Consider the following 23,803-nt stretch of genomic DNA (forward strand, 5'->3'; position numbering starts at 1 on the left):
TGACCTGGTGGGAAGCCTCTCTGATTTCAAGCGAATTGGCCCACATTCCTAGCCATCCAAGCGATGTGGTCTTCTTTTCGCGTAGGTCATTTCCTAAGTTGTACTTCGGCACTCTACTCGGCCAACTCTCTCGGAGAGAATCCCCGGCCGCCCCTCCTGTAGAGAATCGCCGATGTTCGATCCAGTCAACGAGCCGTCATTTCGTCTGGATGTAGCAGGTCTGCCCGACTCCTTTGAGGTCTTGGCGTTTACCGGTCGAGAAGCGATCAGCGAGCCTTTTGTGTTCGACGTGGATCTGCTCATCGATGACCTGACACTCGACCTTGCAAGCCTGCTGTACCGTCCGGCCTTTTTGCACGTCGGGCCTGCGGGAAACGGCTTCCACGGACAATTGCATGAACTCGTCCAGCATGACCATGACCCGGCTGTCAGGCTCTGTCGCCTACGTCTGAGGCCGAAGCTGGCTTGCCTTTCCCTGCGCTTCAGTCAGCGAATCTTCAGCGCGCGCTCCGTACCGCAAATCCTTGATCAGGTGCTCAAGGAACACGGCATTGTCGGCAAGGATCGCCGTTTCGAGCTGAGTGGCGATTACCCGGCCCGTGATTTTTGTACGCAGTACCGGGAATCGGACCTGCAGTTTCTCCAGCGCTTATGTGCCCAGGAACAGCTTCATTACCACTTCGAACACCGTGCGGACGCGAGCTGCGTGGTTTTTGGTGAAGGTCAGGTGCATTTTCGCCTCGGTGAAAATGCACGTTTCCAGGTCGAGAGCGAGCAACCGGCAGTGCGCCAGTTTGAGCTTCAGGGAGGACGACGAACCCCGCAAAGTGCCGAAGGTCGTTCGGATCTGACGTCGCTGCGCAGTGGTCAGCTGATGCCGCTGTCCGACCATCCGATCGCCGACTGGAATCATCTCTGGCTGCTGACCCATGTCGAGCATCAGGGGAGCCAGGATCCAACGGCCCCCTACAGCAACCAGATCCGCGCGGTTCACTGGGAGGTGCCTTTTGTGTCGCCTCACTCTGCAGTGAAACCAACGATGCACAGCCTGCAACGGGCTTGGGTGGTCGACATCGATGAATCGCGGCCCGATCCGTCCAGACCGGTTGCCGTGCAATTTGACTGGCTCTATCAGGGCGAGGGTGCGACGCCCAGTCACTGTTGGCTGCCGTTGGCCGCTGAACTGGGGGGCGCGGCAGTCACGCAGTTGAGTGAGGGGGTTGAGGTCGTGGTGAGCTTTATCGAGGGTGATCCGGATCAGCCGTTGATCACCGGGTTTATTCACATGCCTACGCCTGTTCAAGAGGCTGAAACCCCCGTCACGACCAATGATTGCCCGCCCATTGAAGGCCTGCAGGGATGGCTGCAGTCGGGCGAGCCCTTGATGTTGCTGTGCCTGCTGCCCGGTGGCGGCAGTTTCAGCCATTGCACGCAAACCCTTTGCACTTGCCGGGCAGCGATGCGGTTTGGCCAGAGCGGTGCGGCATGATCGCCGCGGCCCCGCAATGGTTATTGCTGGATGTACCGGGTGCGCCACAGACTCGGGCGGCGCTGCAACAGAAGTTTGCGCATGCCCGGTGGTTCTGGTTGTTCGAAGGCACTGAGTGGCATGCATTGCGTGAAGTCGGACCGGCCCTGATCGACCTTCGGACATGCCCTGCGCTGGCCGGGTTGTGCCAAAGCGAAGCGTTACTCTGGCGAGGCTTGCTGGTGGTCGCCAGTGAGGCGTCGTCGTCGCAGTTGCTGGCGCATTTGCGCCGGATGCTCACGGTCACTTTCGACTCGCATCACCGGGCCTTGTTGAGTTACTACAACCCACATACCGCCAGTTACTTTTTTGATGCCTGCGATGCACTGGAGCTGAGCCGCTGGCTGGGTCCTATCAGCCAGTTGCGCTGGTTCGGCGGGACCTGGGCCGACCGCGCAGTCGGCAGTCAGGGTTGGCAACAGTTGGTCAACCCGGGCCTTGCCGTCAGCCCTTTGGCGGTTGAAGAAAACCTCAGCCCTCGTCATCGGGAAAAACTGCAAACCTGCGTGTTGGAACAGCACACTTGGCACTGGAGCAAATCTACCGGGACCCAATACCACACGCTGTGGTCCCACGTGCAGGAAGGGCTGGCGCTGGGTTTCAGCGAACGTCGGGTGCTCGATGGCTGGTTATGGCTACGCTTGCAGTACCCCGGCGCGTTCCCTGCGCTACCGTTGCCGGGCTTCACCCAACAGGAGCGTCTCGATCACCTGCGCAATCTGTGGCAGAACGATCAGCCCTGAACACGAGGTTTGACATATGGCGAGCACACTCCGGCGGCTGTTCAGCCTGGCAATCGGCGGCGTTTTACTTGCCGCGATGACGGCATGTTCGCCACTGAAGTTGCTCAATGTGCTGACCCTCAACGCAACCTTCGACAAGACCGAGGGCATTGCCTATGGCAGTGATCCGCGGCAAAAACTCGATGTGTATGTGCCGCGCCATCCCATGGAAAACACCCCGGTAGTGGTGTTTTTCTACGGCGGCAGCTGGAACAGCGGTTCGCGCAGCGATTACGGGTTTGTCGGCGAGGCGCTGGCGTCTCGAGGGATAGTCGCGGTGCTGGCGGACTATCGGTTGTATCCGCAGGTGCGTTATCCGCTGTTCCTTGAAGATGGCGCCCGGGCTGTGGCCTGGACCCATGAACACATTCGGCAGTTTTCTGGTAATCCGCAGCGGTTGTACCTGATGGGCCATAGTTCCGGGGCCTACAACGTCGCGATGCTGGCACTGGACCCCGGATTACTGGGGGCGGTGGGCTTATCGCCACACAACCTCAGCGGCTGGATCGGCCTCGCCGGACCTTATGATTTTCTGCCAATCAAAAATCCGCAGGTGCGTCCGGTGTTTTTCTGGCCGGACTCACCGCCGCAGTCGCAGCCGATCAATCACGTCAGTCGCGGCGCGCCGCCGGCCTTGTTGATCGCCGCGAGCGACGATGAGTTGGTCAACCCGGCCCGCAACACCGGTGGTCTGGCTCTCAAATTGCGCGAGGCGGGCGTGCCGGTGCAGGATCTGTATTACTCGCGCACCAGCCACGCCACGCTGGTGGCGACGCTGTCCCGGCCCCTGCGCGGTTTGGCTCCGGTGCTGGATGAGGTCACGGCCTTCATCAAAGCCACGCCGACTCAGTGAGCGTTGCCTGCGAACCAGCCGTCGCTCTTGTGCAGATACCAGGCAAACGCGCCGAGGGTCAGGCTGCGCAGCAACATGAACAATAGAAACGTTATCCACAGCCCATGGTTGCCCAAACCTTGCAGCGCCCAGGCGAACGGCAGTAACAGAATCACCGTCAGCAGCATGCCGTTGCGCATTTCCCGGGCACGGGTGGCGCCGATAAACAGCCCGTCGAGCAGGTAACTCCCGACCGCGATCAACGGCAGCGTGGCGAGGTAAGGCAGGTAGATGAACGCTGTGTCGCGCACGCTCTGAATGTCGGTCTGCATCTCGATAAACAGATGCCCGGCGAACAGGAACAGTACGGCAAACCCCAGGCTCGCCAGCAACGACCAACCGCAGGCCACCACCAATGAGCGGCGCAGAGCCCCTCGATCGCGAGCACCGATGGCATGCCCGCAAAGGGCTTCCACGGCGTGGGCCAAGCCGTCCAGCGCGTGTGCAGTCAGCAGCAAACCATTGAGCAGCAACGCGTTGGCGGCGACGGTGGCATCACCCAGCCGCGCGCCTTGTACGGTGATCAGGAAAAACACCGATTGCAGCGCCAGGCTGCGGATGAAAATGTCGCGATTGACCGCCAATAGCGGCCGCCAGCTCTGCCACAGCGCCAGCGCGGCCCAGGCGATGTGGCCGGGATAGGCGCGCAGGGCGTTGCGGGTCATCAGAAGGCCGATCAGCGCGCCGGTCCATTCGGCGATCACCGACGCTCGGGCCGCACCGACCACGCCCCAATCCAGCCCGAGGACGAACCACAGGTTCAGCGCGATATTCACCAGGTTGGTGCTCAGCAGAATGGCCAGCGGCGCCCGGGCGTTCTGAGTGCCGAGGAACCAGCCGACCAGCGCATAACTGGCCAGCGCTGCCGGCAGACCGAACAGGCGGGTGTGGAAAAACTCGCGGGTTAGCTGATCCAGCTCCGCCGACGGCTGCATGAAGTGCAGCGCGATGCCGCTCAACGGGACACCCAGTGCTCCCAGGACAATGGCCATGCCCATGGCCAACAATAGACCCTGCAGCAAAATCTGCCGCAACGCCGCGCCGTCCCCCCGCCCGGCGGCCTGTGCGGCGAACCCGGTGGAGCCCATGCGCAGAAAACCCATTGCCCAGGCGAGAAAGGTATACAGGCTGGCCCCGACCGCGACGGCGCCCAACTGATGAGCGTGGGGCAAGTGGCCGATGACGGTACTGTCGACCAGCGCCACAAGCGGTACGGAAATGTTCGAGAGAATCATGGGGGCCGCGAGCGCCCAGACTCGACGATGGGTAGGGCGGTCGCGCCAGTCGGCGATCAGGTTGGACATGCAGGCTCCTTCGGGGAGCGGGCATTGTATCGACATGATCGCTCCCACGCTCTGCGTGGGAATGCAGCCCGGGACGCTCCGCGTACCCGTCGGAGCACTAGTGAATAATCCAGCTCAACAACCAAAGCCCCAGCAGCAACCAAATGATCCCCATGATGATCGACGCATTCATGAACGCCCGAATCGCCGACCACAACAACATCAACCCAAGAATCAACGCGATGATGCTGATGATCGACGTGTCCATGCCCAGCGCACGGGACAGCCCTTCGACAAAGTTGCTGCCAGCGTGGCTCAACAGATTGAACAAGCCACTGAGGCCGTCAACGATGAAACGGATAACCGAACCGAGTGCCTGGCCGAGCCATTCGAAAAAACTTTCTACCTGCATGTCGTGAGCGTCCTTGATGAAAGTGGTGGTGTGGTTGCCGGGTCTGAGCCTTGGGCTATCGAGCAGGGTGCCGAGTTCCCTGCAAGCATAATGGTTTTGCAGCGCTTGCTGCTTGCCTTCACTCCTCATCCCCCCGAAGCTATACGCCTTCAGGAGAGCCCGATGAACCTTGTTGAACTGACCGAACGCCTGCACGCCATCCGTGACCGCAATGATTGGCAGCCATTTCACAGCCCGAAAAACCTGGCCATGGCTGCGAGCGTGGAAATGTCCGAGCTGGTGGAGATTTTCCAGTGGCTGACCGAAGACCAGTCGCGCCAGTTACCGGCAGACAAACTGGCCCATGTCGGGCAGGAAATCGGCGACATCGTGCTCTATCTACTGCTGCTGTGCAGCGAGTTGGGGTTGGACATGAATGAAGTGGTGCGCAGCAAACTCGCGGACAGTGAACGGAGGTTCAGCTGATGAGCGACCGTCATTTCGATCAGCTGGCGACCCGCTTCGCGGAAAAAATCTATGGCGGTGCCAAAGGTGCGATCCGTCTGGCGGTGCTTCAGGCCGACCTGGCCGAAACCTTGCCGGACCGGCCCTTGCGCGTACTGGACATCGGTGCCGGTCTTGGCCACATGTCGTTGTGGCTGGCCCAGCGAGGTCATGAGGTCACGCTGGCCGAACCCGCCGAACCGATGCTCGAAGGCGCCCGCCAGCGCTTTGCCGATGCCGGGCAAACAGCGACGTTCATACAAGCGCCGTGGCAGGATCTGCTCGGCCAACTCACCGAACCCTACGACCTGGTGCTGTGCCACGCCGTGCTGGAATGGCTGGCCGAACCGTATGCGATCCTACCGGTGCTGCATCAATTGACCAAGCCAGAGGGCTGGTTGTCCCTGGCCTTCTACAATCGCGATGCGCTGATCTATCGCAATCTGCTCAAAGGCCATTTCCGCAAAATGCGCAAAAACGACATGGCCGGTGAAAAGCAAAGCCTGACGCCGCAGCAGCCCCTTGATCCACGTGAACTGGCAGCGCAACTTGAGGGCCTTTGGCAGGTCGAAACCCAGAGCGGGGTACGGGTTTTTCACGATTACATGCCGGTGGAATTCCAGGCCCGCGCCGAACGGGTGGATTTGCTGGAAATGGAACTGGCCCACCGTCGTCACCCAAGTTTTGCCGGGCTTGGGCGCTATTTGCACTGGATCTGTCGGCCGGTCTGATCGGAGCGCGAAATGAACACTCGTTCGGGTTTATTGGTGATCTGTCTCGGGTTAGCGGCCTGTCAGGGCAGCAATCCATATGTGGCGTCATCCAACCCCTTGCCACCCGCGCCGCCTCAGGCGGCCAACACCTTTGATCGTAGCGCCTACCCGGCGCCGCCGCGCGACTACGGGCGTTACCGCAGCTGGGCCTGGCTCAACGGACGCCTGCCGCCGGGCACTACCTGGGCGGATTCGGCGCAGGTCGCCGAAGCCGTCAGCAACGCCCTCGATCAACGAGGCTTGCGCCCGCTGCACGACAATCGCCCGGCGGATCTGTTTGTCAGCGCCGACCTGCGCCTGGAAACCCGCCTGCGTCAGGTTCGGGACGACTATGGTTATTACGGCGGCGGTTATGGCGGTTACAACCGCTACGGCAGCGGTTACGGCATGTACAACACCGTGCCGATCATTCGGACTTATCAGGAACAGGTCGTGGTGGTGCGGGTTGATCTGTTTGATGCCGGCACCGGTCAACCGGTGTGGAGTGCCAGCGCCGAAACCAGTCACCGAGGTAGCCAGAGCGAGCGTGTCGATGCGATACGGGAGGCTGTAGAAAAGGCGATGTCGGCGTATCCTCCTAGTTAGCTTCTGTCGTTAAGAAGCTTTGCGCAGGTTCATGTCTTCTACCGGAGAAATACCATGTTCCGCCGTCTCGCTTTACTGGCTGTGGCCGTGCTGCTCAGTGCCTGCGCCAGCCAGGTCAATCATGACTTCGATGCCAGCCGCGACTTCGCCGCCTATCGCAGCTGGAGCTGGATAGAACCCGCCCTGCAATATCGCCCCGATGACCCACGGATCAAGAGCGACCTGACTGAACAACGCATCCGCCAATCGGTGACCGATCAGCTGGATCAGCGTGGCCTGCGTCCGGCCGCCGCTGGAAAAAAGGGCGATTTGGGCGTGCAAACCTATCTGATCGTCGAACAGCGCCAGCAACAAGTGACCACCAATTACGGCGGCGGTTGGGGTGGCCCATGGAATGGCTACTGGGGTGGGCCGATGTACAACGAAACCCGTAACGTCAGCTACAAAGTGGCGATCATTCAGATCGACCTGCTGGATGGCAAGGACGGCAAGCTGGTGTGGCGCGGCAGCGATGAACAAATGTTCAGCCACACAACGAACCCGTCTGATCGCGCCAATGCGATACGCGAAACAGTCGGGCGAATCCTCGCCAACTATCCACCGAAATAAACACCACCCAACCCCAGGAGCGAGCTTGCTCGCTCCCACAGTGTTTTTTGTTGTTCGCAATAGCATGTTGCCAGCAGTCCCGCCAAGTCTTGTCTACACTGCTGTTCACCCATGGAGTAGCTCTCGGCTGTGCACCGGCAAAGGAGTGCGCGATGTCTCCCCGTTTGCAGTTTCGCAGTCCGTCCCGGCAACGGGGGGCGATCGGTTTGATGGCGGCCCTGACATTGGGCATGGCCCTGATGTTCTTGCTGCTCGTGGTCGACAGCGGTCGTTTGTACCTGGAAAAACGCGACCTGCAGCGCGTAGCGGACATGGCCGCCCTTGAGGCGTCCACCCGAGGGGGGGATTGCGTCGCTGGCAACACCGCCACCGTCTATGCCACGGCCAGCGCAAACCGCAACGACTTTACCCTTCCTGACCCCAATCGCAATCTGCTGGTCGCTTGCGGCGCCTTGACCCTGGATGCCAATAATCTTCGGGTATTTGGCGCCGACCCAAGCAAGAGCGAAGCCATTCGGGTGATCGCCAGCCATTGGGTCCAACAGAGTTTCGCCGGCGGTGTCGGCGCCCTGTTCGGTGGCGCCCCACGTGGAGCGACCATTAACCTGACGGCCACCGCTGTGGCCGCATTACCGCCACCCCTGGCTTCGCTGACCCTCCGCGGTACGGTGCTGAGCGTCGATACCAGCAAGTCCGCCACGCTCAACGCGCTGTTCGGTGGTTTGCTGGGCGGCAATGTCAACATCACTGTGGCGGGCTGGAACGGGTTGGTGAACACCAACATCAGCCTGCTCGGTTACCTTGATCGATTGAAGGTCGACCTTAACCTCAGCGCTGCCGGGTATGACCAGGTATTGGGCAATACGATTGCCGTCAGCCAACTGATCCAGACTGTCGTCAATGTGTTGGACTCTGGCGGCACGCTCGGCGCGACGGCGACAATTGGGAGTTTGCAGGCGCTCAAGGTCGCGGCTGGCACGACGACGGTGGTACTCGGTGACCTGCTGCACGTCGAGACTGGCAGCAACGTTTCGGCGCTGGCGACCCATCTGAAGGTGTTCGACCTGATCGAAGCAGTTGTGCAACTGGCCAACAAGAAAAACGGCCTGGTGGCGACGTTGCCGATCAATCTGGCGGGTCTGGCGCAAATCACCGCCCGGGTGCAGGTGCTGGAGCCTGCGCAGCTCTCCGCCATCGGCAATCCGAAAAGCGCCGCGCTGGCTCCATTGGGGCCCAACCGCATCTATGTGCGAACTGCCCAGATCAGGACATTGCTGTCGATCGACTTGCCGGTGCTCAATTCCATCGTGGCGCTGATCAATGCGGCGGCTGATCTGGCAGGCCCGCTGACCAACACACTCAACGCCTTGCTCAATCTCAACCTGGTGGGAGTGCTCAATTCACTGACTTGTGCCTTGCTCGTGCCCTGTCAGACTCCCGACATCATCGTGCTGCCGCCACCGATACGTATCGACGTGGCGCTGGACGTTGCCAGCGCCACCAGCTATGTCACTGCCTACAGTTGCGTCAGTACCACCAACAAAACCCTGACCACCAACACCAGCACTTCGCTGGTAAATCTGAAGATCGGCAAGATCGATCCAGCCACCGCTTTCGGCAGCAACACCACGCCACCGGCGGTAGTGGTGCAGCCGTTAAAGGTGATCGATATCGGGGTGAAAACCTGTCTGAGGATTCTGTTCCTGCCCATCTCCTGCGACCCACGGATTCCGGGCGTCGGCGGCGGCATCAGTATCATGGCCGACACGACCGTGGCGCAGAACGCCAACATGCTCAACGTTTATTCCGCACCGGCGGCCAGTAACCTGCCGGAAATCAACCAGCCACCGTTCTACTATTCCTATTCCACCAGCAATATCGTCAGCAGCCTTACGGACACGCTGAACAATATCAAGGTCGACATGTACGGCCCGACGGGCAGTCTGGTCGGTGGTCTGGGGGTGATCCTCAGCAGCGTCACAACGTTGTTGGTTAACGCAATCAACAGCGTGCTCAGCCCGTTACTCGACGCCTTGATCAACACGCTGCTGCTCAGTCTGGGAATCGATCTGAACAAGGTCGATGTCGGCGCCAACCTCAGTTGTCACTCGGGACGAGCGACGCTGGTGATCTGATCGTCGGCGGCAATCGGCAGTTCGATACAAAACCGTGCGCCCTCGACCGAGTTTCTGACGCTCAGTTTTCCGCCCATGTTCTCGACGATGCCGTAACTCACCGATAACCCGAGCCCAGTGCCGACACCCACGGGTTTGGTGGTGAAGAACGGCTCGAAAATCCGCTCCAGCAGTCGTGGATCGATACCGCCGCCGTTGTCCTCGACCCACAGTCGCACAGAATGTTTGTCGCGTTCGACGTACACCGAGATCCACGGTTTGAACTCGCGGTCGGCCTCGCGTTTACCGAGCAACGCATCCCGCGCGTTCACCATCAGATTGATCAACACCTGTTCGAGTTGATCAACATAACCGCGCACCTGCACGTCGAATCCGGTGTCGCTGACCCGCAGATCGACCCCTTTGCCGCGCATCCCTTCGGCCAGCAGCGACAGCGTGCCTTCGATGGCTTGCGCCGGATTAAACGGATGCTGCTCGATCTCCGAGCGGCGGCCAAATACCCGCATGTGATCCACCACCCGGGCGGCGCGCTGCACCTGGGCATCGATGCGGTTGAGCTTGTCGGTCAGGTAATCGATTTGTGCATCGCCGTTGTTCAGGCGCTTGAGCACATTGACAATGGCCATGCGCATCACGTTCAGCGGCTGGTTGATTTCATGGGCCAGCCCCGTGGCCATTTCGCCAAGGGTGGCCATTTTGGCGCTCTGGGTGAGCTGCTGCTGAGAGCGGCGCACCTCGGTGTTGTCGCGGCCCACGGCCTGAATCTCCAGCAAGCGGCCGTCCTCATCAAACACCCCGCGATCCGACCAGACCCACCAGGCATGTTCCCGTCCCGGCAGTTGCAGGTTGATTTCCGCGGTGCTGACCGGGAACTCCGGGGTCAGTTGGCCGAGCCGCTGGAGAAACGTTTCGCGCTGTTCCTGCGACATCCAGGTGCCCAGATTCACCCCTGGCAATTGCTCGGGCTGGCACTCCAGATACGTCGCCAGCGGACGGTTGCCGAAGGTCAGGGTCAGGTCGGGGTGGTAGCGGCAGATCATCGCCGGCGAGTCTTCCACCAGGATCCGGTAACGTTCTTCACTCTGTTTCACCTGCTCGGCGGCCAGGGTCGCTTCGGTGACGTCGAGCCACAGGCCGACGGCTTCCACCGGCAGGCCAAGGTCATCGCGCAGCAGTCTGGCTTCATCGAGCATCCAGTGGTAATCGCCGCGACTGTCGCGCAACCGGTAGCGGGTACGTACCGAGCCTTCTCGCAATAGGCGTCGGGTGCGCTCGAAATACTGATCGCGGTCCTCGGGGTGAACCCTTTCAACCAACGTCCCTGCCGCGCAATCAGCCAGTGTCCAGCCGAGCAGCGGCAGCAGGCTGTCACTGAAAAACGTCGGCTGCAGCGCACCTTCGACATAGCGCTGCACGTAGATTACCGCCGGTGAACTGGCGATCAGATTGTCCAGCCGTGCATGGGCCGCTGCAGCGTTTTTCTCCTGGTTTTTGATGTCGCTGATGTCGAGCATGAAGCCCACCAGTCGCCGGTTTTTGCCGACACCCAGGGCCTGTCCCTGCAGGCGATGCCAGTTCGGGGTTTGTGCCAGGCGCACGCACAGCAGCAACGGGGTGCCCTCGTCCTGTAAGGCTTGCAGGCGACTGCTCAGCTCCTCACGGTCGGCGGGATGCACCTGATCAAGCCAGTCGTGTAGCGGCAATCGAGCGCTCGCAAGGTTGAGAGTACTGGCCAGCGACGGCGCCAATTGCACCTCGCGAGTGTCGCTGAACACTTCCCACCAGCCGGTGCCGAGCAAGGCTTGCAACGACTCCAGTCTTTCCAGTTGCAGATGGTGCCGGTGCTCGCGCAAGCGCTCAAGCAGTGGGCCCGCGAGCGCGGCGGCGAGCTGCAACCAGTCGCGATCATTCATGTCGGGTGCATGTTGCTGCACCGGATAAAAGCCACACAGCAACCAGGCGACCACACCCTGAGCATCGTGATAGGGCACCGCGAACCCTTCGGCATTACCGAAGGTGCTTTGCAAACGGGGATGTTCACCGGGGAGCAGGCGTTGCGGCGCAGAGCCGTTCAGACTGTCGAGGCCGGTGCCAAGGCGCTGAGCGTCTTGCCACAATCGGGGCGCATCGAACGCTGCGTAATGCTGATGGATCTGCCAGCCTTCCTCCTGCTCATCGAGCAAGACCACCGCAACGCATGGAATACGAAAGCGCTGAGTCAGGCCTTGCAATTGTTCCACAAACACCTCGGGCAGGCGCGTCAGGCTGCACAGGCGTAACTGCTCGCCGATCTGCGCCGCGAGCAACTGGCATTGCTCGCGGCTGCGTGATTGTCGACGTTCGAGCAGCAAGTCGCCGATGTCCAGCAATTGCAACAGCCAGGCATCGGCTAACGGCTGGACCCAGCCACGCAGGTGCAGGGGTTGTCCGCTGAGGCTGTGGAAATCCAGATCCAGCATCTGTCCCAGCCAATCCGCAGGTGAGCCTTCAACAGCGAGGCTGCTGTGGGGCATGAGGAAATCGAGTAGGTGCGGTGCTTGCGCAGCGGGCGTCTGCTGGGCCAGCACATGTCGCAGCGGGCCGGTCAGGTGAATCACTCGACCTTCGGCATCCAGATGCGCCTGCAAGCCGACACTTTGCACGCTCAGGGTGTCTGGCGTGCCCAGCGGCTGAGGCGGATGGCGGTTCAGCAGGCGGCCGAAGAGTTTGTCTGCGGAACTCAAAATTGCAGGCTCGAACTGGCGGTGAGAGTCGCCGGCAGATTGGGCACTTGGCCAATCCCCGGCAGGTTCAGAAACGGGATGACCTGCTGCAGTTTGTTGGTGGGGTAGTTGATGCTGACCTTCAACACCCCGCCCACGTAGGTGGCGCTGGTGTCGGTGGCGATATTGAAATTCAGTGCGGCGGGAATCCAGGCCAGTTGCAGACTCAACTCCGTGGTGGCGACGGTTTTTACCGCGGTGTCGTACCCGGGGGTGTTCGGGTCCAGCGCCACGCTTCGGCGCACGGCTTCGGCGGTCGACTGGGTGAACGATTGCATCAGCAACAGCGGCAGACTGTACGTGACAATCCCATAAAATACGGCGAAAAAAATGAGGAACACCAAAGCGAACTCAATCGCTACAGCGCCTTTTTGCTTGCGGGGGAGGCCTGTTTTCATGACTGCGTCTACCCTGACATTCACTACGTGATATCAGCATAGAATCATTCAGCCAAAACGGACGTTTTTTACGGATGCAGAGCTTTGTCCTACTGATCTGGCTGACGCTATGCGCAGCACAGGATGCTCGAGAACGGCACATCGCCAATGGCCTGACCCTTGGCGCAGGCGTGTTGGCGCTGGCTTATCTGCTGTGGACAGGCACCACCTGGCTGGGGGCCGAGGCGGGGCAGGGCGGTTGGGCGTGTTTGCTTGCGCTGGCCTTTACCTTGCCCGGATATGCGCTCAGACGCCTGGGCGCAGGCGATGTGAAGCTCATGACCGCCCTGGGTCTGGCGACGGACGGTCTGCATCTGCTCGGCGTGTTCATCGGCGCCGGATTGGCCAGTGTGCTCTGGCTGCTGCTGGCGCCAAGAGTCTGGCTTCATCTGGGTCAGGGGCTTAGGCATCGTCTTCGATATCTGGGGCCTGGAATGTCAAAGAAACAGCCTTTTGCGCCCTTCGTGCTGGTGGGCCTGTTGCTCACACTCGCCTGGTTTCACTAGTCGCCCGTTCTATGTACAGAGTCGGAAAGTACGTCTACTTTCAAACCAGTAGTTGTACCGCCTGTGGCTGTCGGTACAGGAGCGGTCAGCAGGGAGTTGCACGTGAACAAGCCTACCTCGGCAATGAAAATCCTCGTGGTTGACGATCAGCGGCTGATCGTTGAGCAGCTTTGTGAATTTCTTGAGCGCAATGGTTATCGCTGTGTGCCTTGCGAGTCCAGCCGGCAGGCGGTCGAGCGTTTCAGTGAGGACGAGGCAATCGGCCTGGTGCTCTGTGATTTGCACATGCCCGGCCTGGACGGGATTCAATTGGTTCAGGCGTTGCAGCGGCTATCCGGCAAACATCGGGCGTTCGAGGCGATCATGCTCACCGGGCGTGCGGACAAGCAAGATGTGATCAAGGCGTTGCGGGCCGGGTTTGCCGATTATTATCAGAAGCCGATTGATCTGGATGAGTTGCTCGACGGGATTGCGCGTCAGCAAGTGGCATTGCAGGAGCGGCAGAAGAGTGTGCAACTGGGGCATTTGAATCAGAAGTTGCAGTATCTTGCCGAGTCGATCGATGATCTGTATCAGGATCTGGATAAGGTTCGGCGTGGGCCGCGATTGTCGGTTTCCCCTGATGACGATGTCAGTGCTGTGGATCGGGTTGAGGTTCCGGCGATTTTCAGTCAGCTGTCGCCAAGGCAATTGGATGTAGCGCGGTTGGTGGGGAAGGGGCAGACGAATTATCAGATTGCCTGTGAGTTGGGGATTACCGAGAACACGGTGAAGCTTTATGTGTCGCAGGTGTTGCGGTTGACGCATATGCATAATCGGACGCAGTTGGCGCTTGCTTTGATGCCCAGTCATTCCGGGTGGCGGCAGCGGGTCATCGCTCGATAAAAATGTGGGGGACCTGTATTTGGTTTTGAGTACATATCCGTTGCTGCGGTAACGGCCGCTTAGGGTTTCGCCCTTACGGCAACTCACTTTTTTTACAAACGCCTAAAAAAAGTAAGCAAAAAAACGCTCGCCCCGAGCGTCCGGCCCCTCGCTTAGGCTCGGCGTTCCTTCGTTCCGGCATTCATCTGGGGGCATCGCCTCCGGTCGGCTGCGCTTCGACCTCCTCTCGATGTGTTCGACTGCGTCGAACGGCGCTGCGCGCCTCCCCCCAGATGAACACCTCCACTCAGCCTTCCGAGGGGGCGGGTGGATCAAGGTCAAGATCAAGAGCTGCAGGCGAGCTAACGCTCGGCCTATTGAGTGGTGAGAAGCGAATGTAGTGGTCTAATTCCCCCAGACACCCCGATAGGTGGAAAATACATCTACCGAGGAGTTTTTTAATGACTGACAAACGTAGAATTTTCGACGATAGCTTTAAGCTTGAAGTCGTGAGGATGATCAAGGACAAAGGCCTGACCGTTCCGCAGGTCTGCCTGGATCTCAATCTTGGTGAGACGGCTGTGCGCCGATGGGCGCGTCAGTACGATGCGGAGATACTGGGAGAGACCGGCATCGGTAAGCCATTGACCGCCGAGCAACAACGTATTCGGCAGCTGGAGCAGGAAAACCGCCAGCTCAAGATGGACAATGACATCTTAAAAAAGGCTACAGCCTTCTTTGCCCGCGAGCTGAAGTGACTTATCGGCTGGTCAGACAGTTGCAACAGAAGGCTTACTCGGTAGCGCATGTCTGTCGTGTACTCAACGTCAGTCGATCCGGTTTCTATGAGGCCGGCAAGCGTGCTGCTGCGCCGGCATCTATTTGTCCGGTTACGGTTCAGCTCAGGGCTTCGTTTGAGGAAAGTGGAGGCTGCTTCGGCAGCCGCCCGTTACGCAATGCGTTGCGTGGCAAGGGCATGGCGGTGGGTCTTTATAAAATCCGCCGATTGATGCGTGCCAACGGTCTTCGCTCGGCCTGGAAGCGCAAGTTTGTCCATACCACCGACAGCAACCATGACCTGCCCATTGCCGAAAATGTGCTGAATCGTCAGTTTGACCCCGTGGCGCCGAACAAGGCTTGGGTGGCTGACATTACCTACATCCGGACCCGCAGCGGCTGGTTATACCTGGCGGTGGTGTTGGACTTGTACTCCCGTAAAATCGTCGGTTGGTCCATGGCGCCGAACATGCCGGCGGAGCTGGTGTGCAGCGCGATGCAACTGGCCATCGCTCAGCGTCAACCGCCACCGGGCCTGATCGCTCACTCAGACCGTGGCAGCCAATACGCCAGCGCGAGCTATCGAGCGTTGCTGGCGCGACATAACATGCAGCAAAGCATGAGCCGCAAAGGTAACTGTTGGGATAATGCGGTAATGGAACGCTTCTTCCTCAGCTTGAAAATGGAGCGAGTGTGGCGACGTGACTACGCAAACCACGGCGAAGCAATCCGCGACATTACTGAGTACATCGTTGGGTTTTACAACAACAAACGGCTGCACTCGAAACTAGGCTATTTGCCACCGACCGTTTACGAACGGGTGATGGCATCAAAACCACCTATCGAGGTGTCCGGAATTAGTTGACCACTGCACAGATCCCGGATCAAGACTACCCCCCCGTCCCTCCGTCCACCTGCCCGCTCTCATACTGATCAAAGTACTCCGGGATCTCATGCTGATAGCTTTTCAGCCAGCGCTGCATGCTCAGTTCGCGCTCGGTCGCGGTTGAGGTTTGCGGTTTCTGGGAAGCGGCCTTGTTACTGCTTTGCAGTTGCAGCCAGCCTTCGGTTTCCTGCTGTTGGGGCGAGGCGGGGCCGGCGTCGATGGCTTGGGTGGTAAGGGGTAGGGCCAGCAGGCCGAGGCAGTAGAGGGTGGTCGGTTTCATCAGGGCTTCTCCCTATTGAAGGGGCGATGTGGCGACGGCGGCAACGTGGTTCGTGGCCGTCGGGCCGGGTTTGCTTGGGGTCTTGAGTCTTTGTGCGCGGGCCTGGGCTTCGGTGACCTGAGCGGGGCTCAGGCCGAGGCGGCTGACCAGTTCGGCGGCGCGGCTCCAGTCGTCCTGGTAGATCAGCAGCGTCACCAGATTCAACGCCGCCAGCTGATCACTTTGCTTGAGCTCCATGGCCGTCAGAAATTCGAAGCGCGCATCCTCGACGCGTAATTGGTTGAGGTACACCACGCCCAGGTCGTTGCGGATTTTCTCGTCGGTAGGCGCTAGCCGTGCGGCCCGTTGCAAGTGGGCCTGGGCCAGGCCGTTGTCGCCCCTGGCGGCGGCGAGTTGGCCCAGGCCGTGTTCGGCTTCGGCGGCCAGGCAACTGCCGAGCAGGCTGCGGTATAACGGTTCGGCTTCGCTGCGGCCCAGCAGTCGATAAACCTTGGCCTTGCGCAGGCGCACATCCGCCAGGTTGTCGGGCAGGCTTTGCAGGTTAGCGAGGCTGGCGTGCAGTTTGCCGTCATTGGCCATGTCATCGGCGAGGTTCAGCGACAGCTGTTCATCGGAGGTTAGCTTGGCGCAACTGGCGGTGTTGGTCAGGGCGTTCCAGGGTGTCGCGCCGTTACTCGCGCAACCGCCTAATAACAACAGACTCAACCCGGCAATGATGGCTTTCATAACGTTCCCTCTAAGAAGCAAAGGCCCGGGACAGGGCGGTGAAGCCCGGGCCGGCCAGTACGATCAATAACGCCGGGAAGAGAAACAGCATCATCACGACGGACATTTTGGCGGACATCTTGGAGATGTATTCCTGCAGGCGTGTCAGGCGCCGGTCATCGAGCAGTTGCTTGAGGGCCAGCAGGGATTTCATCGCGCCGCCACCCTGATGGATCAACTGCTGAAGGATGACGCAGGTGTCGGTGAACTCATCGACGGCCAGCAAGCGAGTGGCCTTGTTCAGTTCTTCGCCCAGTTCCAGGCCGGAATCGACCCGGGCCAATACCAGACGCAACTCATGGGTCAGGGCCGGCAATAATTGTTTGCCTTCATTGCTCAACACTCGCAGCGACTGCTCCACCGCCATGCCCGACTCGAACAAAATGCGCAGCAGCGCAATGAAGGTGGAAATCTCGCTCGCCAACTGTTTTTGCCGGCTCTGGGCGGCTGCGGCCACAAGGCGTTTTGGGAGCAGGTAGCCGATGCCGGTGGCAAAGGCGGGGACGAGCCACTGGTTGTCCACGTGCGGGAAAAAGACCCCTTGAGCCAGCAAGCTCAGGGCCAGTGCCAACACCGGTGCGCCCACTTGGAAGGCCGCGAACAGCGAGCGTCGCCGAGCGCTGCGCCAGCCCAGGCGATTGAGCAGGGTCTGGGTTTCATTATCCAGATTGACCGAGCGTTGGCCGATCCGGCTGCTACCCAGCACCTGCAGCCAGTGACCCACACGGTCGTCATTCAGCGGTTTGCCGTCCAGCCGTCGGGCCACCTGACGAGCCCGTCGCTGCTGTTCCAGCAAACTGCCGAGCAGTAATAACGTAGCGCCCAGAAACAGCAGCGCGCTGATCAGCAGAGGCATTTTCATACGCTGCGCAACATGCGCCAGAGCGCCAGGCTGCCCACCACCTGCAGACCGAACGCAGACGCGAGCATGATTTTCCCCGAGCTGTCGTGCCACATGGAGAGCAAATAGAGGGGGTTGGTCGCCAGGAAATAGCCGGCCAGGCCAATCGGCAAACAGCCCAGGACCCACGCGGTCACCCGGGTTTCACCGGTCATGGCCCTGAGTTGGCGCGCAGCCTGCTCGCGCTCGCGGATCATCTTGATCAGGTTCTCCAACAGCTCACTGGCATTGCCGCCATAGCGGTGATTGACCCGCAACCCGAGCGCGAGCAGGCGCAGTTCATCTTTCTCATACAGTTCGGCGAGGTCCGAGGCGGCGTCCGGCAGGCTGACCCCCAGCTGCACGTTGCGCTGAACCCGGCCCATGGCATTTTTCAGCGGATCTTCGGCGGCGTCGATGGCGCCCAGCACCGCATCGGCCAGGGTCCGCCCGGACTTCAGACTGCGCACTGTGTGATCGAGCATTTGTGGCAGTTGTTCGATCATGCGTTGGAGTCGGCGCTGATAACGCCAATTGACATACAGACGCAGAATCAGCGGCGGCAGCAGCAACAGAACCAGCAAGCCGATCCAGCCACTGGTAGCAAATCCGAGCAAGATGCCAAAGGCCCAGAGCAGCAGCCACGTCCCAAGTCGTTCAGTGGGGCGCCCGAGGCCGGCGCGCAAAAAGGCCCGCTCCATACCCGACCAGGACGATTTCGCCACCACCGGCTCTGGTTGCCCCTGAGTCAGACGGCCTAGCACACGCTCGGTGCCGGTCTGGCGCAAACCGTTGTAGAACAGGCGGATCGACAGCCCGAGCAAGATCAGACAAACGAGAATGAGCAGCAGCGGTATGAGCATGCTGTGGCCTCAGTACGTAGAGGGAGAGAGTGCCGACTCACGGCGCAGTTTTTCGCTCGCGGGGTTGACTGCCTCACGCATAAAACCGAAACCGCTACGCCGGTCGAGCCGGAACAAGGTATTGGTGACGTAGACGTCATCGCGGATGCCGACTACCTCCACCACCTCGCTGACGCAGCGGCGGCCATCGGGCATGCGCGTCAGCTGGATCACTACATCCAGTGCGGCGCAGATCATTTGCCGCAGGGTGCGTTCGGCGATGGTGCGGCCCGTCAGGCCCACCAATGTCTCTAGGCGCAACAGCGCATCCTGGGCGTTGTTAGCGTGCACGGTGCTCATGGAGCCGTCGTGGCCGGTGTTCATCGCGGTGAGTACGTCCAGCACTTCGACGCCACGAATCTCGCCGAGGATGATCCGGTCCGGGCGCATCCGCAGGGCGTTGCGAATCAGGTCGCTGGCCTTCACTTCGCCGTGGCCTTCGGCATTCGGCGGTCGGGTTTCCAGGCGCACCACGTGAGGGTGGCCCAGTTGCAGTTCGGCGACATCTTCGATGGTGACGATTCGCTCGTGAGGGTTGATCAACTGGCTGAGAATGTTCAGCAGCGTGGTCTTGCCGGTGCCGGTGCCGCCGCTGATCAGGATATTGCAGCGCTTGCCCACCGCCTCCTGAATGAAGTCGAAGATGGCCTGATCGATGGTTTGCATCGCCATCAGGTCAGAGCTTTTGAGCATGTCCTTGCGAAACTTTCGAATCGACAGGCAAGGGCCGTCGAGGGCAATCGGTGGAATGATCGCGTTGACCCGGCTACCGTCGGGCAGTCGGGCATCGACCATCGGCGACGACTCATCAAGCCGTCGGCCGAGGGGCGCGAGGATCCGTTGCATAACCCGTTCGACGTGATGCGCATCGATGAAACGCAGGTCGCTTTGATGCAGTACGCCGTCGCGTTCAATGAACACCCGGTGCGGGCCGTTGACCAGAATCTCCGTCACCGCCGGGTCACGCAACAGCACTTCCAGGGGGCCGAAACCGGTGAGTTCGTCGACGATTTCTTCGGCCAGACGCTCCATTTCATACCGGGAAATCGCCAGGTGCAGCCGGGCGATGTACTCGGCAGTCTTGTCGACGACGAACTGCGAGAGCACCTGCCGCGAGCCCTCCAGCAGGTTTTTGCCGGACTCCTCGATGGCGTCGATGATGTAGCGGTGCAGCACCAGTTTCAGGCCTTCGTGGTCGGTGTTGCCGCTGGTTGTGCAGACAGGGGAGCCGAAAAGTTTTTCACCGCTCATTGCGCACCCCTCAAGCGGTTGAACCAGCCAGACTTGGGCTTGGCCAGGCCCTCGGAGCGCTTGGCCAACCGTTCGCCGAGGGCGCGCAAGCTTTGAGTCAGGCTTTCGCGGGGGGCCAGTTCAAACAGAGTCACACCTTGGTTCTTGGCGTTAAGCCGCACTTCCGGGCTGTAGATGAGGGTCGCGATGATCTCCATGCCGAAGCTTTTGCCCAGGGTCTCGGAGTCCGGTGAAACGTTGCGCAGGTAGCGGTCCACCAGCAGTTTGGCGTGATCGAGCTTCATGCCTTTTTCACGCCACAGGTTGAGTACCGCCAGGTTGCGGCGGCAGTCGAGTACGTTCTGATCGGTGTACCACAGCAACTTGTCGCAATGGCTGACGAAGGTGCGCAAGGCTTCGCTGTCCGGCTGGCCGGTGAGGTTCACCACGATGTGCTGGAAGTGTTGACGCAGGGCGCTGAGCAGCATGTACAACTCGGCGGCACTGGTGTGCTCCAGCGGCTCATCGTGACCGGCGTAGGCGAGGATCCGCAGCCCCGCGTCGCAACGGGTGAAGGCGCTGTCGATCAGCGTCGCATCGAGGCGCCGCAAATGCCTGAGCGCATCGCCGAAGTGAAACGAACTCTCCAGCCCGAGCAAGGCCAGGCTGTCGCCGCGTGGCAGGCCCAGGTCCAGCAACAATGTTTGCTGACCGCTCTTCTGCACCACTTGCGCCATGTGGGAGGCGAGCAGCGCGCCGTCGGCGTTGCTCTGCACACCGTAGAGCACGGTCAGGCCACCCAGTTGGGTGTTCGAGGCCACCGGCGGCAGCCGTTTGCTCAGCCGTCGCACCAACCCCGCAACTTCGCTGGAACGCGAACCATAGGCCACGAAATCCCGTGCACCGGCGCGCATGGCATTGAGCACGAGTTGGTTGTCCATGCCGTCACCCAACGCGACGATCGCCAGCATCGGCTTGGCTTCCAGGGCTCCTTCGATCAGTGCGCTTTGGGCTACTACGTGTTCGCGGTCCAGGCCGATGAACACCAGGCTGGCGAAGGTCACGTCCACCAGCGCCAGCAATTCGTCGAGGCTGCCGCCGCCGGCGCTGACCACCTGGCCCAACGGGGCGAGGGCGCCTTGCAGCCACTCAAGGTCGGTGCTGTTGCGCGTGATTGCGAGGAAGGTCTGGCTCAGGTTCTGGCTCATTGCGATAACCCGCTGCGTTTATCGAAGTTGCCGTTTTCGAGGAAGTACAGGCGATACCAGTTGGGGTCGTAGTTGCGCAGCTTTTCACCCGGCAACGACGGAAGTTGTGCGTTGGCAGCCAACGGTTGGACCAGGTGCGGCGTGACGATCATCAGCAGCTCACGCTCTTCGCGGTTGACCGATGAGTTGCGAAAAAACGCACCGAGAATCGGGATATCGCCCAGGCCTGGAAACTTGCTGACTTGCGAACTGTTGTGAGTGCTGATCAAACCGCTGATGACGAAACTCTCGCCATCGGCCAGGGAAATACTGGTGTCGGTGCGGCGTATGGTGAACGCCGGAACGGTGGTGCCGCCGATGGTCACGCCGTTGTTGTAATCCAGTTCGCTGACCTCCGGCGCCACTTTGAGGACAATGCGGTCGTGACTGACCACGGTCGGCGTCAGCGTCAAGCGGATGCCGAATTCCTTGTATTCGATGGAGTAACTGTTGCTGTTGGCGCTGGGCACCGGAATCGGGATTTCACCACCGGCCAGGAAACTGGCGCTTTGCCCACTGAGGGCCACCAGGCTCGGCCGCGCCAGGGTGTAGGCAAAGCCGCTGCCCTCCAGCGCATTGACGATGCCGAGAAATTTACTGCTGCCACCGCCCCAGACAATGTTGAAACTGTCGTTGAGCAACGGGATGCTGGGCACCGCGATCCGCGGATCAATGTTGAACAGTGGCACCACGCCCGGCGTCACGCCGGTATTGGGTACCGTGCCGGGCGCCCCGAAGAGGAAATTGTTGGAGCCCTTGCCGAAAATCGACGTGCCGGCCTCTTTCAGTTTGGTCCGGCTGACTTCGACAAAACGAATGTCGGTCTGTACTTGGGACGGTAGCAGTGGGTCATCAGAGGGCAACCGTGTCGCGGTGGTCATCGCCGCGGTGGCCTTGCCCTGAACGAACACCATGCTCTGGCGCGGAGCACTGGCGCAGGCGGTCCAGACCATCAGGCTGGTGGCGCCTGGGGCCACTCCGGTGAGTAAAAACGCCTGATTACCGTTGACTCGCACGTCGGCGATTTTCGGGTCACCCACCGCCACTCGAGTGATCGCCACTGGCGATTGCACCTCCTGTTGCAACCCTTCACTGACTTCCAGCACCGCAGGCAACGAACCCAGCGCGGCGCAGTTGCCGACGGCTGCGAACGTCACGCTGAGCGGCACACCGCTCAGCAAAGAGACCCAGAGCAGGCCTTGGAATATGGGCATGGAACGACTGCGCATAAAGATGCGTCCTTGCTCGACTCAGGGATTGTGTTGGGTGATTTCATTGCCGCGGATGACTTCCACGCTCGACTTGCGTGGTGCTGTGCCGCCGTTGGTGGCGACTGGTTTGGGTGGGGGCGTCATGGCCAATTGACTGAACTGGATCAACTCGCGGTTGGCACTGGCGAGGTGGGACGATGAATCGCTTTCGCCGGCCCAGTAACGGGACAGGCGTTTTTCATCGGCGCTGCGTACGGCCAGGCGCAACACGCCAGCCTGGGCCGCCAACATCAGGCGACTCAATAGGTGTTCGGGGACGGCAAGCAAGACGGTGCGGGCGCTGGCGCGCAATTGTTCCTGCCTGAGTTTTTCTTCGGTGCTGCGCGCCGGGCTTGCGGGTTGACCGTCGTTGGTCAACCCCATCTGTTCGCCCACCCCGAGCACCCGCAAGGCCGGCACCACCAGTTGAGCCGACGGCTGAAGGTTGTTGTTGTCCATGCGCAAAAACAGCAGCACATCGACATAGTCCCCCGGTGTCAGTTGCCCACCGGCATTGATCACTTCATCCACCGCGACGGCGAGGGCGCGTTCATCGGGACGAATCATCCGTGCCAGTCTGCCGCCGGCTTCGAAGCTTTCGTCATTGAGCCAGCTGCCGGCAGTGAGGGCGCGCCAGGGCGTACGGCCAATCGCTTGATCGAGACGGGTCAAGCTGCCGGCGGGGGCGGTGCGGAGTTTTTCCAGGGCAACGTCGGCGGCAGTAATCGGCGCGAATGGCGGCAGGTCATGAAGGAGTACCACCACCGTTTGGCGGGTGGTGTCTTCCATCGGCGCAGGTGTCGGGGCCGCGGGCGCGGGCGCGACAACGCTGGATTGCACGACAGGCTCGGGAGGCGGTTGACGGCTGAGTGTGAGGCCCCAGTAACCGGCAATAATGGCGCCCACCAGAAACACACCGGCCAGGCCCAGAGTGATACGGCTGTTCATGACGGCTCTCCCTTTCCTGCTGCTTAAGACTTCGTCGCATCCAACGAGACATCGCAATCAGGCAGCTATGAACATGGAACTATTTCGCTATTGGAAGGTAGCTCAGCTAGAGCAAAACGCCATTACTGGTCTGAAAATAACTAACGAAAGTAAGTATCTAGGGCGAAAACGTGACTTTTTTGGCGTCAATGAAACACCTAATACTTTAGTGATAATTCGTTCTTACAGTTGTGGGTATGGGGAATGCCGACAATGCTGGTGCTGGCGAAGGGGAATCATGTTGCGGCCGTGCAACACCCGTCGTCGTCCAGGAGAAACGCCATGTCCTTTTCCAAGCTTGCGCAGAAGATCAGATCCGGAGCTGCTTTTTACAAAGGTCTGGCCAAAGATACCGAGGGTGCTTCGGGTATTGAGTACGCCATTGTTGCGGGCATGGTGGCAGTCGCTTTAACGACGTTTGTGGGGCCGATCTCCACGGCTATTAAAACCATGTTTACCACTATCCAAGGCGCGCTTTGACCTGCCTGCTGTCAATGGTCAGCTACTTGCCAATCCCGCAAAGGGCTTCTAACGTCAGCGCTTAGTCC

24 protein-coding genes are annotated in these 23,803 nt (G+C 60.3%); 12 read left to right on the forward strand and 12 right to left on the reverse strand.

What is annotated here, in order from left to right:
- Positions 1 to 172: 172 nt before the first annotated feature.
- From ACYZTR_RS04105 to ACYZTR_RS04115, 3 genes are read left to right on the forward strand one after another with little or no spacing between them, the layout of a single operon-like run.
- Entirely contained in the window at positions 173 to 1,489 is a 1,317-nt protein-coding gene (locus tag ACYZTR_RS04105; protein WP_461976668.1) for a contractile injection system protein, VgrG/Pvc8 family, read from the forward strand.
- The gene (locus ACYZTR_RS04110) at positions 1,486 to 2,271 is read left to right on the forward strand and encodes a DUF4123 domain-containing protein (RefSeq protein WP_461976670.1); all 786 of its coding nucleotides are present in this window, start codon (positions 1,486 to 1,488) and stop codon (positions 2,269 to 2,271) included. The genes ACYZTR_RS04105 and ACYZTR_RS04110 overlap by 4 nt, the downstream gene beginning before the upstream one ends.
- 16 nt (positions 2,272 to 2,287) lie before the next feature.
- Positions 2,288 to 3,163 (forward strand): alpha/beta hydrolase, encoded by an 876-nt coding sequence (locus tag ACYZTR_RS04115; protein ID WP_461976672.1) that lies wholly within the window; start codon positions 2,288 to 2,290, stop codon positions 3,161 to 3,163.
- Here the strand turns inward: ACYZTR_RS04115 and ACYZTR_RS04120 are convergent.
- The gene (locus ACYZTR_RS04120) at positions 3,157 to 4,506 is read right to left on the reverse strand and encodes an MATE family efflux transporter (RefSeq protein ID WP_461976674.1); all 1,350 of its coding nucleotides are present in this window, start codon (positions 4,504 to 4,506) and stop codon (positions 3,157 to 3,159) included. The two genes, ACYZTR_RS04115 and ACYZTR_RS04120, sit on opposite strands and share 7 nt — an antisense overlap.
- A 97-nt stretch (positions 4,507 to 4,603) precedes the next feature.
- Positions 4,604 to 4,897 (reverse strand): hypothetical protein, encoded by a 294-nt coding sequence (locus ACYZTR_RS04125; protein ID WP_109627794.1) that lies wholly within the window; start codon positions 4,895 to 4,897, stop codon positions 4,604 to 4,606.
- Between the two features lie 162 nt (positions 4,898 to 5,059).
- On the opposite strand from ACYZTR_RS04125, the gene ACYZTR_RS04130 reads away from it, so the two are divergent.
- From ACYZTR_RS04130 to ACYZTR_RS04150, 5 genes are all read left to right on the forward strand, one after another.
- Positions 5,060 to 5,362: a MazG-like family protein gene (locus ACYZTR_RS04130; RefSeq protein WP_461968315.1), complete on the forward strand. Its 303-nt coding sequence runs from the start codon at positions 5,060 to 5,062 to the stop codon at positions 5,360 to 5,362.
- Positions 5,362 to 6,111 carry a methyltransferase domain-containing protein gene (locus ACYZTR_RS04135; protein ID WP_461976676.1) on the forward strand — a complete coding sequence of 250 codons (750 nt, stop codon included), beginning with the start codon at positions 5,362 to 5,364 and terminating at the stop codon, positions 6,109 to 6,111. The genes ACYZTR_RS04130 and ACYZTR_RS04135 overlap by 1 nt, the downstream gene beginning before the upstream one ends.
- Before the next feature lie 12 nt (positions 6,112 to 6,123).
- Entirely contained in the window at positions 6,124 to 6,738 is a 615-nt protein-coding gene (locus ACYZTR_RS04140; protein ID WP_461976678.1) for a DUF4136 domain-containing protein, read from the forward strand.
- Positions 6,739 to 6,792: 54 nt separating this feature from the next.
- Complete coding sequence (locus tag ACYZTR_RS04145) at positions 6,793 to 7,347, forward strand: DUF4136 domain-containing protein (RefSeq protein WP_461976680.1); 555 nt, start codon at positions 6,793 to 6,795, stop codon at positions 7,345 to 7,347.
- Between the two features lie 152 nt (positions 7,348 to 7,499).
- The gene (locus tag ACYZTR_RS04150) at positions 7,500 to 9,482 is read left to right on the forward strand and encodes a pilus assembly protein TadG-related protein (RefSeq protein WP_461976682.1); all 1,983 of its coding nucleotides are present in this window, start codon (positions 7,500 to 7,502) and stop codon (positions 9,480 to 9,482) included.
- Here ACYZTR_RS04150 and ACYZTR_RS04155 read toward each other — a convergent pair.
- Both ACYZTR_RS04155 and ACYZTR_RS04160 read right to left on the reverse strand, forming a co-directional pair.
- Positions 9,452 to 12,205, reverse strand: coding sequence for a PAS domain-containing sensor histidine kinase (locus ACYZTR_RS04155; protein ID WP_461976684.1), 2,754 nt, complete (start codon positions 12,203 to 12,205; stop codon positions 9,452 to 9,454). The two genes, ACYZTR_RS04150 and ACYZTR_RS04155, sit on opposite strands and share 31 nt — an antisense overlap.
- Positions 12,202 to 12,642 (reverse strand): TadE/TadG family type IV pilus assembly protein, encoded by a 441-nt coding sequence (locus tag ACYZTR_RS04160; protein WP_461976686.1) that lies wholly within the window; start codon positions 12,640 to 12,642, stop codon positions 12,202 to 12,204. Before ACYZTR_RS04160 ends, ACYZTR_RS04155 begins: the two co-directional genes overlap by 4 nt.
- Before the next feature lie 74 nt (positions 12,643 to 12,716).
- Between ACYZTR_RS04160 and ACYZTR_RS04165 the strand changes: the two genes are divergently transcribed.
- The 3 genes from ACYZTR_RS04165 (at position 12,717) to ACYZTR_RS04175 (ending at position 15,693) form a co-directional block, all read left to right on the forward strand.
- Positions 12,717 to 13,187, forward strand: coding sequence for an A24 family peptidase (locus ACYZTR_RS04165; RefSeq protein ID WP_461976688.1), 471 nt, complete (start codon positions 12,717 to 12,719; stop codon positions 13,185 to 13,187).
- Positions 13,188 to 13,289: 102 nt separating this feature from the next.
- On the forward strand, positions 13,290 to 14,072 hold the full coding sequence (locus ACYZTR_RS04170) for a response regulator transcription factor (protein ID WP_461976690.1): 783 nt from the start codon (positions 13,290 to 13,292) through the stop codon (positions 14,070 to 14,072).
- 440 nt (positions 14,073 to 14,512) lie between these two features.
- Positions 14,513 to 15,693, forward strand: a protein-coding gene (locus ACYZTR_RS04175; RefSeq protein ID WP_461976692.1) for an IS3 family transposase whose coding sequence is annotated in 2 segments (ribosomal slippage) — positions 14,513 to 14,777 and positions 14,777 to 15,693 — 1,182 coding nt in all. Because the reading frame shifts where the segments join, the coding sequence is not laid out codon by codon here.
- Positions 15,694 to 15,718: 25 nt separating this feature from the next.
- On the opposite strand, the gene ACYZTR_RS04180 is transcribed toward ACYZTR_RS04175, so the two are convergent.
- Genes ACYZTR_RS04180 through cpaB form a run of 8 tightly spaced genes read right to left on the reverse strand, consistent with a single transcriptional unit; the run spans position 15,719 to position 23,216 of the window.
- On the reverse strand, positions 15,719 to 15,994 hold the full coding sequence (locus ACYZTR_RS04180) for a DUF3613 domain-containing protein (protein ID WP_461976694.1): 276 nt from the start codon (positions 15,992 to 15,994) through the stop codon (positions 15,719 to 15,721).
- Between the two features lie 12 nt (positions 15,995 to 16,006).
- Positions 16,007 to 16,720 (reverse strand): hypothetical protein, encoded by a 714-nt coding sequence (locus ACYZTR_RS04185; RefSeq protein WP_461976696.1) that lies wholly within the window; start codon positions 16,718 to 16,720, stop codon positions 16,007 to 16,009.
- Positions 16,721 to 16,730: 10 nt separating this feature from the next.
- The gene (locus ACYZTR_RS04190; RefSeq protein ID WP_461976697.1) at positions 16,731 to 17,621 is read right to left on the reverse strand and encodes a type II secretion system F family protein; all 891 of its coding nucleotides are present in this window, start codon (positions 17,619 to 17,621) and stop codon (positions 16,731 to 16,733) included.
- Complete coding sequence (locus ACYZTR_RS04195; RefSeq protein WP_461976699.1) at positions 17,618 to 18,502, reverse strand: type II secretion system F family protein; 885 nt, start codon at positions 18,500 to 18,502, stop codon at positions 17,618 to 17,620. The genes ACYZTR_RS04190 and ACYZTR_RS04195 overlap by 4 nt, the downstream gene beginning before the upstream one ends.
- 9 nt (positions 18,503 to 18,511) lie before the next feature.
- Entirely contained in the window at positions 18,512 to 19,792 is a 1,281-nt protein-coding gene (locus ACYZTR_RS04200; protein WP_461976701.1) for a CpaF family protein, read from the reverse strand.
- Entirely contained in the window at positions 19,789 to 20,979 is a 1,191-nt protein-coding gene (locus tag ACYZTR_RS04205) for an AAA family ATPase (RefSeq protein ID WP_461976703.1), read from the reverse strand. Before ACYZTR_RS04205 ends, ACYZTR_RS04200 begins: the two co-directional genes overlap by 4 nt.
- On the reverse strand, positions 20,976 to 22,247 hold the full coding sequence (locus tag ACYZTR_RS04210) for a type II and III secretion system protein family protein (RefSeq protein ID WP_461976705.1): 1,272 nt from the start codon (positions 22,245 to 22,247) through the stop codon (positions 20,976 to 20,978). The genes ACYZTR_RS04205 and ACYZTR_RS04210 overlap by 4 nt, the downstream gene beginning before the upstream one ends.
- Positions 22,248 to 22,268: 21 nt before the next feature.
- Positions 22,269 to 23,216, reverse strand: coding sequence for a Flp pilus assembly protein CpaB (cpaB, locus tag ACYZTR_RS04215; RefSeq protein ID WP_461976707.1), 948 nt, complete (start codon positions 23,214 to 23,216; stop codon positions 22,269 to 22,271).
- Positions 23,217 to 23,537: 321 nt separating this feature from the next.
- On the opposite strand from cpaB, the gene ACYZTR_RS04220 reads away from it, so the two are divergent.
- Positions 23,538 to 23,735, forward strand: a complete 198-nt coding sequence (locus ACYZTR_RS04220) for a Flp family type IVb pilin (RefSeq protein ID WP_461976709.1) — start codon at positions 23,538 to 23,540, stop codon at positions 23,733 to 23,735.
- Positions 23,736 to 23,803 lie beyond the last annotated feature (68 nt).

The sequence above is a fragment of the Pseudomonas sp. Hz4 genome, assembly GCF_054898165.1.